The sequence below is a fragment of the Streptomyces sp. NPDC050423 genome, assembly GCF_040655445.1.
Lineage (GTDB): Bacteria > Actinomycetota > Actinomycetes > Streptomycetales > Streptomycetaceae > Streptomyces.
In genome coordinates, this window is the sequence record NZ_JBFAJY010000031.1 from 1 (window position 1) to 16,663 (window position 16,663).

At 72.4% G+C, this 16,663-nt stretch carries 17 protein-coding genes; 13 read left to right on the forward strand and 4 right to left on the reverse strand.

What is annotated here, in order from left to right; translation table 11 throughout:
• Nucleotides 1-155: 155 nt before the first annotated feature.
• Together AB0I52_RS22320 and AB0I52_RS22325 are read left to right on the forward strand one after the other, a co-directional pair.
• On the forward strand, nucleotides 156-482 hold the full coding sequence (locus AB0I52_RS22320) for a hypothetical protein (RefSeq protein ID WP_362952698.1): 327 nt from the start codon (nucleotides 156-158) through the stop codon (nucleotides 480-482).
• 92 nt (nucleotides 483-574) lie between these two features.
• Entirely contained in the window at nucleotides 575-1,576 is a 1,002-nt protein-coding gene (locus AB0I52_RS22325) for a DUF6745 domain-containing protein (RefSeq protein ID WP_363075150.1), read from the forward strand.
• 34 nt (nucleotides 1,577-1,610) lie between these two features.
• Here the strand turns inward: AB0I52_RS22325 and AB0I52_RS22330 are convergent, their stop codons facing one another.
• A complete protein-coding gene (locus tag AB0I52_RS22330; protein ID WP_363075299.1) occupies nucleotides 1,611-2,201 on the reverse strand; it encodes a TetR/AcrR family transcriptional regulator in 591 nt (196 codons plus the stop codon).
• A 76-nt stretch (nucleotides 2,202-2,277) separates the two neighbouring features.
• Entirely contained in the window at nucleotides 2,278-3,486 is a 1,209-nt protein-coding gene (locus AB0I52_RS22335; protein ID WP_363075152.1) for a Glu/Leu/Phe/Val dehydrogenase dimerization domain-containing protein, read from the reverse strand.
• Nucleotides 3,487-3,744: 258 nt separating this feature from the next.
• Between AB0I52_RS22335 and AB0I52_RS22340 the strand changes: the two genes are divergently transcribed.
• Complete coding sequence (locus AB0I52_RS22340) at nucleotides 3,745-4,185, forward strand: PPOX class F420-dependent oxidoreductase (RefSeq protein ID WP_363075154.1); 441 nt, start codon at nucleotides 3,745-3,747, stop codon at nucleotides 4,183-4,185.
• A 99-nt stretch (nucleotides 4,186-4,284) separates the two neighbouring features.
• Nucleotides 4,285-5,547: an MBL fold metallo-hydrolase gene (locus AB0I52_RS22345; protein ID WP_363075156.1), complete on the forward strand. Its 1,263-nt coding sequence runs from the start codon at nucleotides 4,285-4,287 to the stop codon at nucleotides 5,545-5,547.
• A 78-nt stretch (nucleotides 5,548-5,625) separates the two neighbouring features.
• On the opposite strand, the gene AB0I52_RS22350 is transcribed toward AB0I52_RS22345, so the two are convergent.
• Complete coding sequence (locus AB0I52_RS22350; protein WP_363075158.1) at nucleotides 5,626-6,204, reverse strand: helix-turn-helix transcriptional regulator; 579 nt, start codon at nucleotides 6,202-6,204, stop codon at nucleotides 5,626-5,628.
• A gap of 47 nt (nucleotides 6,205-6,251) precedes the next feature.
• On the opposite strand from AB0I52_RS22350, the gene AB0I52_RS22355 reads away from it, so the two are divergent.
• From AB0I52_RS22355 to AB0I52_RS22395, 9 genes are all read left to right on the forward strand, one after another.
• Nucleotides 6,252-7,097, forward strand: coding sequence for a class I SAM-dependent methyltransferase (locus AB0I52_RS22355; RefSeq protein WP_363075160.1), 846 nt, complete (start codon nucleotides 6,252-6,254; stop codon nucleotides 7,095-7,097).
• Between the two features lie 217 nt (nucleotides 7,098-7,314).
• Nucleotides 7,315-8,307: a winged helix-turn-helix domain-containing protein gene (locus AB0I52_RS22360; RefSeq protein WP_363075162.1), complete on the forward strand. Its 993-nt coding sequence runs from the start codon at nucleotides 7,315-7,317 to the stop codon at nucleotides 8,305-8,307.
• Nucleotides 8,308-8,505: 198 nt separating this feature from the next.
• The gene (locus tag AB0I52_RS22365; RefSeq protein WP_363075164.1) at nucleotides 8,506-9,219 is read left to right on the forward strand and encodes a C39 family peptidase; all 714 of its coding nucleotides are present in this window, start codon (nucleotides 8,506-8,508) and stop codon (nucleotides 9,217-9,219) included.
• Nucleotides 9,220-9,247: 28 nt separating this feature from the next.
• Nucleotides 9,248-10,237, forward strand: coding sequence for an esterase family protein (locus AB0I52_RS22370; RefSeq protein ID WP_363075166.1), 990 nt, complete (start codon nucleotides 9,248-9,250; stop codon nucleotides 10,235-10,237).
• Nucleotides 10,238-10,636: 399 nt separating this feature from the next.
• Nucleotides 10,637-12,556 carry an ATP-binding protein gene (locus tag AB0I52_RS22375; RefSeq protein WP_363075168.1) on the forward strand — a complete coding sequence of 640 codons (1,920 nt, stop codon included), beginning with the start codon at nucleotides 10,637-10,639 and terminating at the stop codon, nucleotides 12,554-12,556.
• A 7-nt stretch (nucleotides 12,557-12,563) separates the two neighbouring features.
• Entirely contained in the window at nucleotides 12,564-12,998 is a 435-nt protein-coding gene (locus AB0I52_RS22380; RefSeq protein WP_363075170.1) for a roadblock/LC7 domain-containing protein, read from the forward strand.
• 2 nt (nucleotides 12,999-13,000) lie between these two features.
• A complete protein-coding gene (locus AB0I52_RS22385) occupies nucleotides 13,001-13,372 on the forward strand; it encodes a DUF742 domain-containing protein (protein WP_362952724.1) in 372 nt (123 codons plus the stop codon).
• Nucleotides 13,373-13,502: 130 nt separating this feature from the next.
• A complete protein-coding gene (locus tag AB0I52_RS22390; RefSeq protein ID WP_363075301.1) occupies nucleotides 13,503-14,126 on the forward strand; it encodes an ATP/GTP-binding protein in 624 nt (207 codons plus the stop codon).
• Nucleotides 14,123-14,710, forward strand: coding sequence for a GAF domain-containing protein (locus AB0I52_RS22395; protein WP_363075172.1), 588 nt, complete (start codon nucleotides 14,123-14,125; stop codon nucleotides 14,708-14,710). The genes AB0I52_RS22390 and AB0I52_RS22395 overlap by 4 nt, the downstream gene beginning before the upstream one ends.
• Nucleotides 14,711-14,727: 17 nt before the next feature.
• Here AB0I52_RS22395 and AB0I52_RS22400 read toward each other — a convergent pair whose 3' ends face one another.
• On the reverse strand, nucleotides 14,728-16,656 hold the full coding sequence (locus AB0I52_RS22400; protein WP_363075174.1) for a DUF2264 domain-containing protein: 1,929 nt from the start codon (nucleotides 16,654-16,656) through the stop codon (nucleotides 14,728-14,730).
• Nucleotides 16,657-16,663 lie beyond the last annotated feature (7 nt).

The following is a 16,663-nucleotide window of genomic DNA, read 5'->3' on the forward strand; positions in this document are numbered from 1 at the left end:
CCGGACAGTACAACCGGAAGACAGCCCAGCAGGGCGTCAGTCAGACCCTGAGCCACGGCCACCGGAACCTCAGTATCAGCATCAATGTCAGACCCCCGCCGTAGCGTTTTCCATGTGGCCGGCACAGCGGGTGCCGACCTGGAGGGGAGACGTCTGTGTACCGGCAGGGCGATGTGCTGATCATGGCGCTGGAGGAGTCCGAGGTGCCCCCGAACCTCCTGGACGCGCCGGGCGAACTGCGCGACGGGCGGGGCCGGCTGGTGCTCGCGCTCGGTGAGGTCACCGGACACGCACACGCGGTGCCGGGGCCGGGACGGCTGATCCGGGAGGGCGGGGTGTTCGGCCCGATGCTGCTCCACCTGCCCGACGGCGGACGTGTGGTGCACGAGGAACACGCGGTGATCCCGCTGCCGCAGGGCTGGTTCCGCGTGGTGCGCCAGCGGGAGTACGCACCGGGGGCGGTCCGCATCGTGGCGGACTGAACGGCCCGGCCGGCCGGGCTTCCGGTGCCGGGCACGGGCAGCGAAGAGTGATCCGAGAACGCGGAAATCAGGGAACAGGGGACGGGGAGACGATGCAGTACGTGGACTCATGGCGGGCCGTGGCGGCGGAGACCGGCGCGGCGGACCGGGCGGCAGCGCAGGACGGGGTGCGGCTCGCCTACCGCAGCGCGGGGCTGGCCGAGCCGGAGGAGTTCGTCTGGGCCGACTCGCCCAGGGAGGCCGTCGGGCTCGTGAAGCAGCTGGCCGACGCCGGCCGCTCGGTCCGGGAGGAGGTGAGGACCCGGCCCTGGGCGGAGGAACGGCGCCGGATGTACGACGAGTTGGGTCCGGCCGGCTGGTCCGCGCTCTGGTCCGCCACCGGTGCCCAGCTGTGGGAGAGCACGGCGGCGCTCGCCGACCGGATACGGGCGGGGGTCGTCGCCGGACTCGCCGAGCGGCCCGAGGACGAGCCGGAGGTGCGGCTGCTCCTCCTCGACGCGGTCCTGGGCCAGCACGACGCGGCGTGGCTCGCCGCGTTCGACGGGCGGGGCGACCGGCTCGACGGACTGTCGGCCGTGGCCAGGAACGCGGGCTGGTGGTGGCCCTACGAGCGCGCCGTGGTGATCAGCGAGCGCCCGGAGGTGCTGCACCGCGACGAGGCGGGCAGGCTCGACCGCGGCGACGGGCCCGCCCTCTCCTACCGGGACGGGTTCGGGCTGTACGCCTGGCGCGGCATGCCGGTGCCCGCTGGATTCCTGGCGGAGCTGACCGCGCTCACCCCCGAACGGATCCGGGCCGAGGAGAACGCCGAACTGCGGCGCGTGATGCTGGAGTTCTACGGATACGACCGCTACCTCACCGAGTCCGGCGCGGAACCTGTCCACCGGGACGAGACGGGCATCCTCTGGCGGATCGCGCTCGACGGCGACGAGGACGTGGTCATGGTCGAGGTGGTCAACTCCACCCCGGAGCCGGACGGGACGCGTCGCACGTACTGGCTGCGGGTGCCGCCCGCGACCCGGACCGCGAAGGACGGCGTCGCCTGGACGTTCGGACTGCGGGGCGAGTCCTACATACCCCTGCGCCAGACCTGACGGGCCCGCCGGAGGGCGCTGCCGGGTCCGGCGGTCAGGCCGTCAGCATCGCGTGGTCGATGCCGAGTTCACGGGCGAGTGCCTGTTCGGTCCACTCCAGCATCGTGGCCCGGGAGAGCGGACCCGCGTACGAGGTCATCTGCACCGCCAGGCCGTCCAGCAGGGCGGTCAGCCGCCAGGCCACGGACATCGGGTCGTCGCAGTGGAACTCGCCCGCGGCCGCGCCTTCCTCGATGACCTCGGCCAGCTCCGCCTTCCACTGCTGGTCGAGATCGCCTGCCACATTGCGCAGCGCGGGGTCGCGGAGCGAGGCCGCCCAGCCCTCGATCCACAGCCGCCAGCCCTTGGCCTGGCCCGTCGGGGCGTACCAGCGGACGGCGGCGCGCAGCCTGCGCACCGCCGTGGTCCGGCGGGTCAACAGCTTGCGCAGCTGGGTGAGATCGGCCTCGGCCGCGTGCGCGAAGGCGGCGGCGACCAGTTTCTCCTTGGTCGAGAAGTGGTAGAGGACGAGTGCGTTGCTCACGCCGAGGACGGAGGCCACATCGGCGATCCGCACCGCCGCGACACCTCGCACCTCGATCTGCTCGACGGCAGCGCGCAGCAGCTCCTCGCGTCGCTCCGCCACACTCAACCGCACTCTTGCCACGGCGTCACCCTAACCAATGCCCGCCCCCGGGCAGGCCGGGGGCATCGGGGTCCGGTCAGCGGTACCAGCCGAAGCGTTCCGTCATCACCGGCAGCCGGTCGGCGACGACGGCGTGGGCCGCCGCCCGCGGGGTGCAGCCGTCCGCCGCGGCCCGGGTCAGCACGAGGTCGACGAGAGCGCGCATCGAACTCCGGGTGTGCGCGAACGCCTCGTCGGCGTCGGCTCCGATGTCGCCGAACAGCGTCCACCACCACCAGGCGTTGGTGCCGGAGTTGACGACGACGTCGGGCAGGACCGTGATCCCGCGCTCCGCGAGCAGCGCCTCGGCCTCGGGCAGCACCGGCATATTGGCCGCCTCGACCACCCAACGGGCCTTGATCCGGGCCTGGTTCGCCGCGTCGACGGCGTAGGAGACGGCCGCGGGTACGAGCACCTCCACGTCCTGGTCCAGCCAGGCCCCGGCGGGCAGCTCACGGTCCGCGGCGCGCAGCGCGCCGCGGTCCACCGTCCCGTGGGCGTCCCGGGCGGACAGCAGGGCCTCGATGTCGAGGCCGGCCGGGTTGGCGATCGTGCTCTGGACATCGGCGACGGCGACCACCCGCAATCCGGCCCGTGACAGGAACCGGGCCGTCGCGCCGCCCATGGTGCCCAGCCCCTGCACGGCGACCCGCGCCCCGTCGTACGCGACCCCGTCCCGGTCCAGCGCGGCGAGGGCCGACTCGGCGACCCCGCAGCCACCGACCAGCTCGTCCAGGCCGATGCCGTCCACCTCGACGGCGAAGGCGTCGGCCAGTCGCTGCCGGGCCGCGGTCTCGTCGTCGAGCAGCGGATAGACGGCCTCGATGGAGGAGACGAGCCCGGCCTCCGCCGCCGCCCGGTCGACCAGGTCCTGGCTGAGCCCCAGATCCTCGCCGGTCGTCCAGATGTTCTCGATGTAGGGACGCACCGCCCGCAGATAGCGCACCAGGACGCCGTAGGCGGCCGGGTCGCGGGGATCGCAGTCGATGCCGCCCTTGGCACCGCCGAGCGGTACGTAGCGGGCCCCGGTGCGGTCCGCGTCGAAGTGGAGGGCTTCCTTCATCGTCATGCCGCGGGCCAGTCCGGTCACCTCGTCGAGCGTGCAGCCCGCCCGCATCCGCAACCCGCCGCTGGACACCCCGCGCACCAGCCGGTCGACGACCAGGTGCCCCTGGCGTCCGGTGACGTGGTCCGTCCAGGTCAGGGAGATCAGCGGGGCGGGCGGGGACACCGGAGGCGTCGTCATCGGGAGTTCTCCTCGGTCACTGCGATCGGGGCGGGCCCGGGGACGATGCCGCGGAACCCGGACCGCGCCGGCCCGGATTCCGCGCGGCCGCGATCTGTTACTGAATCGCGAGTCAGTATCGGGAGGTGGGGCGCCGCTGTCAATGCGGCCAGGCGCCGAACCACCGCCCCGCGGCCGGATGCGTCCCGGCGGGGCGGTGCGGCGGATACCGGATGCCGGATGCGGAATCCTGCGCACGGTCCGGACGTTGGATTCGGCATGACGGGATTCGACGCACAGCAGGATGCGCTTCTTCGGTTGTTCTCCGAAGGCAACAGCGGCGTACTGGTTACGCTCAAGCGGGACGGCAGGCCCCAGCTGTCCAATGTCAACCACTTCTACTACCCCGAAGAGCGCATCGTCAGGGTCTCGGTCACCGAGGACCGTGCGAAGACCCGGAACCTGCGCAGGGACCCGCGGGCGAGCTACCACGTCACCAGCGATGACCGCTGGGCCTGGACCGTCGCGGACGGCACCGCGGACCTCACCCCGGTGGCCGCCGACCCCGAGGACGCCACCGTGGCGGAGCTGGTCGCGCTCTACCGCGACGTCCAGGGAGAACACCCGGACTGGGACGACTACCGCCGGGCCATGGTCAGGGACCGCCGGGTCGTACTGCGGCTCCATGTCGAGCACGTGTACGGGCAGCCGCGTGGCTGAGGCAGACCCTGCCGGCCGCCATCCCGTTGGGTGTTCTGCTCTCGCACTGTCGTACCGCCCGACCATAATGAGACGACACCGACTCCCTCAGGAGATCTTGTGACCGGCGCTGACTCCAGACTTACGCTCCGCACCAGGCTGCGTGCGCTGCGGCCCGCCGACTTCGGGGCCGACCCGGGCGGCACCCGTATGGAGCGCATTCGTCGTTCCCCCAACTTCGCCGACGGAGTGTTCCAGAACCCGGTGGGGGCACGGACCAGGCCGTCGGGGTCCGCTCTGGAGTTCGCGAAGACCTACTTCCGCAAGGAGGAGCGGGCGCTCAGATCGCCGACCGGTGATGTGCCGGTCCACGCCACCACCCTGGCCGATCTCGCCACGCCCCCCGTCTCCGGGCTGCGGCTCACCTGGATGGGGCATTCCAGTGTGCTCGCCGAGATCGACGGCAGGCGGGTGCTGTTCGACCCGGTCTGGGGTGACCGCTGTTCGCCCTTCGCGTTCGCGGGGCCCAAGCGGCTGCATCCCGCTCCGCTGCCGCTCGCCGTGCTCGGCCCGGTCGATGTGGTGGTGATCTCGCACGACCACTACGACCACCTCGACCTTCCGACGATCCGGGCGCTGGCCGGTACGGGCACGGTCTTCGCGGTGCCGCTCGGGGTCGGAGCGCACCTGGAGCGCTGGGGTGTGCCCCTGGAGCGGATCCGTGAGCTCGACTGGAACGAGACCACGGAGGTCGCCGGGATCAGCCTCACGGCCACCCCCGCCAGGCACTTCTGCGGCCGTGGCCTTCGCAACCAGCAGCACACCCTCTGGGCCTCGTGGGTCGTCGCGGGACCCGGGCACCGGATCTACCACAGCGGCGACACCGGATATTTCCCCGGCTTCAAGGAGATCGGCGCCGAGCACGGGCCGTTCGACGCCACCATGATCCAGATCGGTGCGTACAGCCAGTACTGGCCCAAGGACCACTCGAACGGCAAGCCGGAACCCGGTGCCTGGCCGGACATCCACATGAGCCCCGACGAGGGCGTCCAGGCCCATCTGGACCTTCAGGGCGGCGACCCGGCGGCGGGCGTCATGCTGCCGATCCACTGGGGGACGTTCAACCTCGCACTGCATCCGTGGGCCGAGCCGGCCGAGTGGTCGATGCGCGCCGCCCAGTTCGTGGGGGCGATCATGGTGGCTCCGCATCCGGGCCTGCCGTTCGAGCCCGCCGATCCTCCGGCGGTCGAACCGTGGTGGCGTTCCGTGGCGGCGGAGCCCGCGGCGGGATGGGGCAACTGGCCCCCGGTCCACGTACAGCTCCCCGGCGGTGCCATGACACCCGACCCCGGCCGTGACCGCGACCGGGCCGCCCAGGCCTGACGGGCGCGATGGCCGTGCGGCGCCCTCGCTCGGTGCGCACGCCCACGGGCACTCTCCCTCCGGGGCGGCCGGCCGGGTTCACGCCGGGGGGTGGAGGTGGGTGCACTGCCCGTCGCGGTCGAGGATGCACAGGACCTCGGCCGGTCCTCCGTGCGCCTTGATGGCGTGCGGGATCATGGTGGAGAACTCGGCCGCCTGGCCCGTTTCGACCCGGATGGCGCGCTCGCCGAGGATCAACATGATGGTTCCCGACAGGACCGTGAACCAGTCCTTGCCGGGGTGCACACCGAGCTGGTCGGCCCCCGGGCCCCGGGACTCGTCGGTGATGCGCATCTTGGCGACGGTGCTGCCGGGCGGGCCGGACCCGCGGTTCAGTACCCAGGTGGTCAGCCCGCGCTGCTCGTCGCGCTGCGGCCTGATCACGACATCGTCGTCGTTGACGGTTTCCACCAGCTGGTCGAGCGAGGTCCCCAGGGCGCGGGCCAGTGCCGTGAGCTGGTCCAGGCTGATGCGCCGGTGACCGGTCTCGATGCGGCTCAGGGTGGAGGGGCTCAGGAAGGCGCGTTCGGCGAGGCTGTCGAGCGACCAGCCGCGCGCCTTCCGCAGGCTCCTGATGCGCATGCGGACCGTGCTGTCCACATCGCTTTCTTGCGTCATACGCAAGACTGTACGCGTTGTGCGCAACCCAGGGCTACGGTCGAAGCATGAACACCGCAGACATGAACGCGCCTCATCCGAAACGCACCGGGGCCGACGCCGGAACAGCCGCCATGGCCGAGATGCTGGAGCTCGACGCCGAGGTCCTGCGGACCTTTCTGACCGGGCTGACCACCTGGCTGGGTGAACTGTCCGACCGGGAACCCGGCCGCGTCGTCGACCTGGGCAGCGGCACCGGGACCGGTGCCGTCGCCCTGGCCCGGCGCTTCCCGCGGGCCGAGGTCTCTGCGGTGGATGTCTCCCCGCAGATGCTCCACCGGCTGTCGGCGAAGGTGTCCGCGCTCGGACTCACCGACCGGGTCCGCGGCGTCCTGGCGGATCTGGACGAGGGCCGGCCGGCCCTCGACACCCCTGACCTGGTCTGGGCGGCCGCTTCGCTGCACCACATGGGCGACCCCGACCGGGTGCTGTCCCATGTGTTCGACGCCCTGCGGCCGGGCGGCCTCCTGGCCGTCACCGAGATGGACTTCTTCCCCCGCTTCCTGCCCGAGGACGTCGGGGTGGGCCGGCCGGGCATGGAGGCCCGTCTCCATGCCGCCCTGAACGGGGGACCCGCCGCGGACTGGACGGACCACCTGGTCCGCGCGGGCTTCGTCCTGGAGGCCGAGCGCCCCTTCGTGATCGACCTGCCCGCCCCGCTGCCGGCCGCCACCGCCCGCTACGCCCAGGTGTGTCTGCGCAAGCTGCGCTCCCACCTCGACGGCCGGTTCCCCGCCGAGGACCTGGCCGCACTCGACGCCGTCACCGATGACGAAGGCCCGTACAGCGTCCTGCGGCGCGACGACCTCACGGTCCGGACCACCCGGACCACCTGGGTGGGCCGCCGCCCCTGACCGCCCGAGGGGCGGAGGTGCCACGTCCGGGAGATGGCGGTGCCTGTACGGCCGGGCGGCGGCCGAACGGCGGTACGCTGCCCGCGGGAAGCGGGTGCGGTGCGGTGCTGCGGCTTCCCGGTGCACCCCCTTCCACCGGCTCGCTGATCCGCCGGGCGCGGCCGTGGCCGGCATCGGTGCACCTTCACCTTCGAGGGAGCGACCACAGGGGGCGGCCATGCTGCGGGTGTACTTCACCTCCGAGGACCTGGCGCGGGTCCGGGTGGCCCCAGGGCCGGACTTCCTCTGGGAGATCAGCAACAGCGTGCAGACCCTGCAACGGCGCGACGGCGAGAGGGTGTTCGGCGCGTGGCGCCGCTGGGTACGGCCCCGGCTCTCCGCGAGTCCCCGGCTGCTTTCCTCCCTGCTGCCCCCGCGCGGGTACTCGCCGGACTTCCTCACCCCCACCACCGGCGACCGGGCCACTCTGCAGGCGGCCGTCGACACCCTGATGAGCACCCCGCGCCCACGCCTGCGAACCGATCTGACGCAACTGGCCGCCACACTCCAACTGCCTGGCTGGGTAAGCTTATTGGCCGGGGGAGACGCCGAAACCCTCCGGCAGCTCGGCGAGGCGCTGCGCACCTATCAGCTGGAGGCGCTCGCACCGTACTGGCAGCGCGTCCACGCCCACATAGACGCCGACCGCGCCCTGCGGCTGCGCAGTCTCCTGGACGGCGGCACCGAGGGGCTGCTGGCCGGGCTCGGGCCGCAGTTCCGCTGGCGCCCGCCCGTGCTGGAGGTGACGTACCCCGTCGACCAGCAACTCAGGCTGCGGGGACGGGGACTTGTGCTGCAACCGTCGTTCTTCTGCTGGCCCACCCCGATCACCCTGGCCGACGGGGACCTGCCGCCCGTTCTCGTCTACCCCATCCACCACAGCACGGACTGGGCCGGCCCCGCCCCCGCCCGGCCCTCGGAGGGAGCCGGACCGCTGGGCCCGCTGCTCGGTCACACCCGGGCGGGCCTCCTGCGCGCGACGCGTACCGGATGCACCACGGTCGAGGCCGCCCGGCTCCTGGACGTGACCCACCCCGCCGTCAGCCAGCACCTGAACGTGCTCCGTGCGGCGGGCCTGGTCGCCACCGTGCGCAAGGCCGGACGGTCCTTCCACGTCGCGACGGCGGAAGGGCGGGCCCTGCTGGCCGCCGAGGAGCGGACACGGCGATAGCCGGAGTACCCGGACCCGCTCGACTCCACCGGTAAGCCTGAACTTTCATTCCTTGCGCCCTTCGCGGGCGAGGAACCACGCTGACTCCTGCCGTCGCACCCGACCGTGCCGCGCGGAGCCGTGGCGCTCATCGGCCGGGCGCTTCCGCTGAACGCGTTTCTTCCCGCAAGGCCCGTCCCCCCACCCTCAGGAGCCTTCATGCGCAGGAGACTTGTGTCCTCCGCGATCGCCGTCGCCGCCGTCGGTGTTCTCCTCCACCCCGGCACGGCCCAGGCGTCGCCCGCACCGCACACCCCGGCCGTGTCCGTACTCGCCCACGGAACGAAGGCCGGTACGGCCGTCGTCAGCGGGCACAACCGGCCCGGCACCCGGCTGGAGGTCGACTCCGGCCGCACCCTCAGCGCGCACTGGCTGGCGATCGACTACCAGGTTCAGGAGACCGGGTACTGGTGCGGTCCGGCCGCCACCCGCATCGCGCTCTCGGCCCGGATCGCCCCGCCCAGCCAGGGAGTTCTGGCCGGGCAGCTCGGCACGACCCAGGCCGGCACCGACTACATCGGCCAGGTCACCGGCGTACTCAACGCCAACCTCGGCGGGGGCTGGTACGAGACCAAGAACATGCCGAACGACCCGCCCACCCAGGGCCAGCGGGACCTGCTGTGGAACGACATCGTCTTCGACATCGACCGCAACTACCCGCTGGTGACCAACATCGTCGCCCCGCCCGGCAACCAGCCGCCCGGCTACCCGTCGGACCAGACGATCTATCACTACTTCACCGTCTTCGGCTACGACGAGGTGGACCGCACCGTCCTCATAGCCGACCCCGCGTCATTCAGTGGCAACCAGATCTACTGGATCTCCTTCGATCTGCTCGCCACGCTGATCCCGCCGAAGGGCTACTCGGCGTGACGTGTTCCTTTCCCACCAGGAGGCCGTGTTGAGCAGCTACCGTCCCACCCGCAGAAACGTCATCAAGGCCGCCGGCGGAATCACCGCCGCGATGGCTCTGGGCACCGGGGGCATCCTCGCGGCCGCGTCCCCGGCCAGTGCGGCGGGCGACGGCTTCGGTCTGCGCATCGTGGAGCGCAACGAGGCCGATCCGCGCATGTGGTACTACCGGTTCGCCACCGACGCCATCGGCTGGAACCCGGGCGTCAACATCCTGCTGCCCGACGACTACCACACCGCCGGACGTACCTACCCGGTCCTCTACCTCTTCCACGGGGGCGGTACCGACCAGGACTTCGTCACCTTCGACCGCGCGGGCATCCGGGACTGGACGGCCGGAAAGCCGGTCATCGTCGTGATGCCCGACGGCGGACACGCGGGCTGGTACTCCAACCCGGTCAGCTCCAACACCGGCCCCCGTAACTGGGAGACCTTCCACATCGACCAGCTCCTTCCCTGGGTCGACGCGAACTTCCGTACCTACGCCGAGTACGACGGCCGTGCCGTCGCCGGGTTCTCGATGGGCGGCTTCGGCGCTCTGAAGTACGCGGCCAAGTACTACGGTCACTTCGCCTCGGTGAGTGCCCACTCGGGGCCGGCCAGTCTGCGCCGGGACTCCGGACTGGTCGCCCACTGGGCCAACGCGTCCTCGGCCGCCCTGGACCTGGGCGGCGGAACGATCTACGGCATACCGCTGTGGGACGAGGCCAGGGTCAGCGCCGACAACCCGGTCGAGCGGATCGAGAGCTACCGGAACAAGCGGATCTTCCTGGTGGCCGGCACCAGCCCCGACCCGGTCAACTGGTTCGACACGGCCAACGAGACCCAGGTGCTGGCCGGCCAGCGGGAGTTCCGGGCCCGCCTCGGCGACGCCGGAATCGCGCACGAGTGGTACGAGGAGCCGGGCGGACACATGATCCGCGACTACATGGTCCGCCGCGACCTCGACGGCATCGTCGCCCGGCTCCGCAAGGCGTAAGGCCCGCACGGACACCCGGGCTCACCATCGCCCCCCCGTACGGCCTGGCTCGGCGGACAGGCCGTACGGGGGAGCGGGACATCGCTCCCCCGTACGCCAGGACAAGCCCCCTCGATACCCATCGAGGGGGCTTGTCGCGTGCGGCGCCGGATCCCCGCCACCGGTCCGGTAGTAATCGGTCGCTCGTGCGAGAGGTCATACCAGAGCGGGACGGATGGCGGGCAAGTTCCACAACTGCCCGTCGCACCCTCGCCTCGGGCGACTACCGTGTGTGTCCGGTGATCAACGGTGGGCTCATATTCCCAGGGCCTGCCCGGCCGATGATCCGAGAATGACCGACCACCGTAGATGCCACCACATGAATACCGATTCCCGGGGCCCCACGTACCAAGGACGCTGATGTCTCAACTTCGCGCACCCGACGCGCGACCGGAACGCCGAGAGGGCGGGCGGCACGGCCGACCGGGTGCCCGTTCCCACTCGGCCGCGGCCAGGCCGCGCGCTGCCCAGCCGTCCCCCGAGGCGCGTATACGCCCCCAACTCCTGCGCACCGCGGTGCTGCCGGCCCTGGCCGTCATGCTGACCGGCGCCGCGGCCGTCATCCTCACGGTCCGCTCCACCGGCGCCGCGCCGTCCACGGAGCTCTGGACCGCGTTCGGCGCCGCCGCGGCGCTGGCGGTCGCCGCCGTGGCGGCGGCCTTCCTCGCCGCCAACCGCGTCGCCACCACCGTCCTCGGCCGCTGCTTCGCCCTGCGCCGGGCCAGCGCGCAGGGCCAGGCCGAACTGCAACAGGTGGTGGAACAGCTCCGCAACGGCGAACCCGTACCCACGCGCCGGCCGCCGCAGCCCACCGCCCCCGGCAGCGACGCCTTCGAACTGCTGGCGCAGGAGCTCGGCCGGCAGCAGGAAGGGGCCGTCGCCGCCGTCGTGCAGGCGTCCCGGCTCTCGGAGCACAGCGGCGAGGACCAGAAGGTCGAGGTGTTCGTCAACCTCGCCCGCCGGCTCCAGTCGCTCGTGCACCGCGAGATCCAGCTGCTCGACGAGCTGGAGCACGAGGTCGAGGACCCCGATCTGCTCAAGGGCCTCTTCCACGTCGACCACCTGGCCACCCGGATCCGCCGCCACGCGGAGAACCTCGCCGTCCTCGGCGGCGCCGTCTCCCGGCGGCAGTGGAGCAACCCGGTCACCATGACCGAGGTGCTGCGCTCGGCGATCGCGGAGGTCGAACAGTATCCACGCGTCAAGTTGGTGCCCCCGATCGACGGCACCCTCCGCGGGCACGCCGTGGCCGACGTGATCCACCTCCTGGCCGAACTGGTCGAGAACGCCACGGTGTTCTCCGCCCCGCAGACCCAAGTGCTGCTGCGCGCCCAGCACGTCACCGCGGGTCTCGCGCTGGAGGTCGAGGACCGGGGCCTCGGCATGCCGGGCAGCGAGCAGAAGCGGATGAACGCCCTGCTCGCCGACCCCGACCAGGTCAATGTCGCCCGGCTGCTCCAGGACGGCCGGATCGGACTGTTCGTGGTGGCCTCGCTGGCCCGCAGACACGGCATCGCCGTACGGCTGCAGAGCAATATCTACGGGGGCACGCAAGCCGTGCTCGTGCTTCCGCAGTCCCTGCTCGGCGCCGAGGACGACGCCTCCGCCGGAGCCGGCGGCGCACCGGCCCCGCCCCCCGGCCCCGTGCACCGCCCACCGCCGCTGGACGAGGCCGCCGCACACCGGGACCTCGGTCCGGGCCCGGCGCCCGCTCCCGAGCCGGAGCGCCGGCCGTACGTGCCGAACCAGCAGCTGCGGATGCACCAGCCGCCGCAGCAGACCCGGCGCCAGGGCGAGGGCCCGCCGCTCCCGCTGCGCGCCGAGCGCCTCGACCGGCCCGTCCCCGCCGAGGCCGGCCCCGGCATCCGGCCGACGGAGGAGGCGGCACCGGCGCTCTCCGCGGAGCCCGGAGTCGTACGCGGCACGATGGGCCGGCCGCAGCTTCCCAGGCGTGCCAACCAGGAACATCTGGTCCCTCAGCTCAGGGACGCCCCCGTCCCGCGCACCGAGGACGAACCCACCCTGCACGACCCGGGCCTGGTGGCGGCCTTCCGGCGCGGCATCGACCTCGCCGAGGCCCGTGCCGAATCGGAGCCCGAACCGGCTTCCGGCTCCGGAGCGGAGGCCGGGTTCGGGACGGCTCCGGGCCCGGTGACAGCGGCCGCGGCACCACTCGATCCGCTTCCGGTCCGCGGCGCCGCGGCGCCCGGGGAACTCCTCCGGGCCGGCCCCCACCACAGCGATCAAGACCCACTCGAAGCGAACACTTCCAAGGAGTAGATGCACCATGGCGACCGATATGCCGTCCGGTCAGGTCTCGGACCTCGACTGGCTGCTGGGCGGGCTGGTCCAGCGCGTGCCGTACACCCGCAGCGCGGTCCTGCTCTCCGCCGACGGGCTGGTGAAATCCCTCCACGGCATGGACGCCGACAGCGCCGACCACATGGCGGCGCTGGCCGCCGGCCTGTACTCGCTCGGCCGCAGCGCCGGGGCGAGGTTCGGGGACAACGGAGAGGTCCGCCAGGTGGTGGTGGAGCTCGACTCGACGTTGCTCTTCGTCGCCACCGCCGGTTCCGGTACCTGTCTGGCCGTGCTCGCCGGGCGGAGCGCCGATGCCGCCGTGCTGGGGTACGAGATGACCATGCTGGTCAAGAGCGTCAGGCCCTATCTGATGACCCCGACCAGACATGCGGCCGGGGTGCCGGGCGCCACGGGGCTGTGAGCGTGTCGGCCACCCAGGACGCGCCGTTGCTCGACGATGCGGCAGGCCGCCTCATCCGCCCGTACACGGTGAGCGGCGGCCGCACCCGTCCCACCACCGTGCTCGACCTGCTCTCCCTGGTCATGGCCACCGGGACCGTTCCGCAGGACCACCTCGGCCCCGAGCACTCCGTGGCGCTGGGACTGTGCGGCGGCCCCACCTCGGTGGCCGAGATCGCCGCGCATCTGCGGCTCCCCGCGGTCGTCACCAAGGTGCTCCTCTCCGACCTGGTCGACTGCGGAGCGGTCACCGCGCACCCACCCGCCTTCCATGACATGCCCACTGACCGATCCCTGCTGGAGGCAGTGCTCGATGGCTTACGACGACAGCTCTGACGGTTTCGACAGCTCCGCCCCGTACCCGGGGACCGGGGGCCCCGGAAACGTCGGCTACGCGGACGGCCCCGGGAGCGCTGGTCACGCCGAGGTCCCAGGGCACGTGGGGTACGCGGACGCCCCCGGACCCATCGGCCACGCGGAAGCCCCCAGCAGCCCCGAGGGGTTTCCCGTCGCGCTCAAGGTGCTGGTGGCGGGCGGTTTCGGTGTCGGCAAGACGACCTTCGTCGGCGCGGTCAGCGAGATCGCGCCGCTGAGCACGGAGGAGCTGCTGACCCAGGTCAGCGCGGCGACCGACAGCCTCGAAGGCATCGAGTCCAAGACCTCCACCACGGTCGCCATGGACTTCGGCCGCATCACACTGGACGAGCAGCATGTGCTCTACCTCTTCGGCACACCCGGCCAGGAGCGCTTCTGGTTCATGTGGGACGAGCTCTCCCAGGGCGCACTCGGAGCGGTGGTCATCGCGGACACCCGCAGACTGGAGGAGTGCTTCGCGGCCGTCGACTTCTTCGAGCGGCGCGGTATCGGATTCATCGTCGCCGTCAACGAGTTCGACGATGCCTTCCGCTACGGCCCGGAGGAGGTGCGGGCCGCGCTCGACCTGGCACCCGCGGTACCGGTCGTCCTGTGCGACGCGCGGATCGCCAGCTCGGGAACCGGCGCGCTGGTCACCCTCGTCCAGCACCTCATCAACGCCACCATCGAGCCGGCCCCGCTCTCCGGCCACGGCAGTTTCGGAGTCCGTACGTGATCCCGCACGCCATCGGGCGGATGCTGCTGACCCCCGTCGACAGCGACGCCCCCGTCCGGACCCAGCGGCTGCGCAGCCTCGGCCTGGGTGAGCGGTCCGACGCCTCGTTCGACAACTTCGACGCCTTCGCCGACCGGGTGGCCGAAGTGACCGAAGTGCCCTTCTCGATAGTCAACTTCATCGACGGCAACCGGCAGTTCTACGCCGGGCTGCACACCCCGGCGGGCACCCGCAAGGGCGCCGACCTGGGAGCCACGGCAGCGGGCAGCGGCCGCAGCGGCCGCTATGTGGCCCTCGACCACGGCTACTGCCCGCACGTCGTGGTGCGGCGAAGGGCGCTGGTCCTGGAGGACGTCTGCGACTATCCGCGGTTCGCCGGGAACCCGGTCGTCGACGACATAGGCATCCGCTCCTACCTGGGGGCGCCGCTCATCGACCGTACGGGGATCGCCCTGGGCGCCGTCTGTGCCGTGGACACCGTGCCCCGCCCGTGGGGGCGGGCCGGGCTCGACACGATCAAGTCCCTGGCGCAGGAGCTGATCGGGCACATCCACCGCCGGGAGGACAACAGCATCGGAATCTGACCCCGGTCCGCCGCCGGTCAGACCTCGACCCGGCTCCCGTCCAGGAAGGTCATGACCACCGCGTCGCCGTCCACCCGCACACGAACCGCCGTACGGAGCGCCTCCGGATGGACACGGTCGCGGGAGAGCACGACGAGCGACACATGAACGCTCCGGCCGCCCGGACGGGGCGCGCTGCGCAGGTACGGGACCGCCGAGTGCGGTCCGTACGCGTTGGACTCGACATCGCGCGCCACCGCGGCCCCGTCGGCGCCGCCGTCCCACCCGTACAGGGCGACCACCGCGCTGGTCAGCCCCTCGGCCGTGCGGGCGAGTGCCCAGTCCGGCCCCGACGAGGCGAACGGGCCCGTCCGGTCGGCGACCGCGTGACCGCCCTCCCGGACCACCGCCCCCTCGGGCGACTCGACCCGGTGCACCCGGATCTCCCACGGGCCGTGCAGCACGCTCGTCGTCCCGATCCGGTACGCGCGCTCGTCACCCGGCAGCCGCGCCGCCGACCAGGAGGCGGCGACGCGGCCCTCGCAGCGCAGCGGATGGATCCGGCGGCGCCGGGACGGGGTGCCGTCCGGGGCGACCAGGGCCAGGTGGCCGTCGACATTGCGGACCAGGGCGTGCGGCGCGGACTGCGGCGCGGTCGCCGTCGAGTACCCGAGCTTCGCGTAGTGCGGGTCGTCCTCGCCCGCGCCCCGGTCCGGATCGGCGTCCGGACCGGCGCCGGGGGCGGGCGGGTTGTGGTCGCTGCCGTGGTTGACCAGCCGGACGATCCCGTCGTGCCGGGTGCCGTGCAGCAGCCAGCCCGGCGCGGGCAGCGCGGTGTACGTGTCGGACTCCTCGACGGGCAGCGGGAGTTCACGCGCCGTCCACACCGCGTGGTCCGCCGGGAGCAGCAGCCCGAGGAAGCCCTTGCTCGCCCAGTACGGGGAGGCCGGACCCGAGTAGGGCTGGGTGGACGGCAGGAAGGTGTCGTACCAGCCGAGCGTCAGCAGCCCCCGCTCGTCCGGCACCCCGCGCTCCGCGAAGTGCCGCAGTACGCCCGAGGCGAGCCGGCGGGTCAGTCCGGGCGCCAGGGGCGTGCAGTCGCCGAGCGCGCCCATCCACACCGGGGCGAGCGCGGCGAAACGGTAGGTGAGGGAACGGCCCTGGTGGACCGGGGCGCCGTCCGAGCCGAAGAAGTGCTGGTAGTCCTCCAGGAACCGGCTGAGCCGCTCCCGGTACACCGCGACCCGGCCGCCGTCGCCGTCCGGCCCGGCGATCCGCGCCCACAGCAGCGGGTACAGATGCATGGCCCAGCCGGCGTAGTAGTCGAAATTGCGGCCGTCCCCATCGGTGTACCAGCCGTCACCGACGTACCAGTCCTCGATCCTGTCCAGTCCGCCCTCGATGTCGGACCGGCTGTACGGGGCGCCGACCGAGGCGAGGAACTGCTCGGACACCACCTGGAAGAGCCGCCAGTTGTTGTCCCAGGTGCGGCCGCCGACGAACCCGGAGAACCAGTCGACCACCCGCTCCTGGACCCCGGCGTCCAGCCGGTCCCAGATCCACGGGCGGGTCTCGTGCAGCGCGACCGCGATCGACGCCGCCTCCACCATCTGCTGCGAACAGTCCGTCAGGCGCGGCCACGCCTCCCCGCTGCCCGGATCGGTGCCGGCCGCGAGACCGGCCGCGTAGCGCTCGGTCAGCGGGGGGTCGACCGCCCCGCCCGCGCCCGCGATCCGGCAGGCGGCGAGCAGGAACGACCGGGCGAATCCCTCAAGTCCGTCCGAGACGACCCCCGACCAGCTGCCGCGGCCGGGCAGCCGGTACTGCGCGAAGCCGGGAGTGGCGTACGGCGTCAGTGCGTCCAGCATCCGGTCGGCGGTCGCCTCCCAGTGCGCCCGGGTCCAGCCGGTACGTGACGACAGGACCCGGTCGGTCGGCGGCAGTTGCAGGTGCGGGGCGACGGACATGGTGGCG

Bases quoted from the DNA above. Each gene is read 5' to 3' on its own strand.
- AB0I52_RS22325 (WP_363075150.1), top strand. From the start codon at position 575: ATGCAGTACGTGGACTCATGGCGGGCCGTGGCGGCGGAGACCGGCGCG.
- AB0I52_RS22335 (WP_363075152.1), bottom strand. From the start codon at position 3,486: ATGACGACGCCTCCGGTGTCCCCGCCCGCCCCGCTGATCTCCCTGACC.
- AB0I52_RS22340 (WP_363075154.1), top strand. From the start codon at position 3,745: ATGACGGGATTCGACGCACAGCAGGATGCGCTTCTTCGGTTGTTCTCC.
- AB0I52_RS22350 (WP_363075158.1), bottom strand. From the start codon at position 6,204: ATGACGCAAGAAAGCGATGTGGACAGCACGGTCCGCATGCGCATCAGG.
- AB0I52_RS22355 (WP_363075160.1), top strand. From the start codon at position 6,252: ATGAACACCGCAGACATGAACGCGCCTCATCCGAAACGCACCGGGGCC.
- AB0I52_RS22360 (WP_363075162.1), top strand. From the start codon at position 7,315: ATGCTGCGGGTGTACTTCACCTCCGAGGACCTGGCGCGGGTCCGGGTG.
- AB0I52_RS22365 (WP_363075164.1), top strand. From the start codon at position 8,506: ATGCGCAGGAGACTTGTGTCCTCCGCGATCGCCGTCGCCGCCGTCGGT.
- AB0I52_RS22375 (WP_363075168.1), top strand. From the start codon at position 10,637: ATGTCTCAACTTCGCGCACCCGACGCGCGACCGGAACGCCGAGAGGGC.
- AB0I52_RS22380 (WP_363075170.1), top strand. From the start codon at position 12,564: ATGGCGACCGATATGCCGTCCGGTCAGGTCTCGGACCTCGACTGGCTG.
- AB0I52_RS22400 (WP_363075174.1), bottom strand. From the start codon at position 16,656: ATGTCCGTCGCCCCGCACCTGCAACTGCCGCCGACCGACCGGGTCCTG.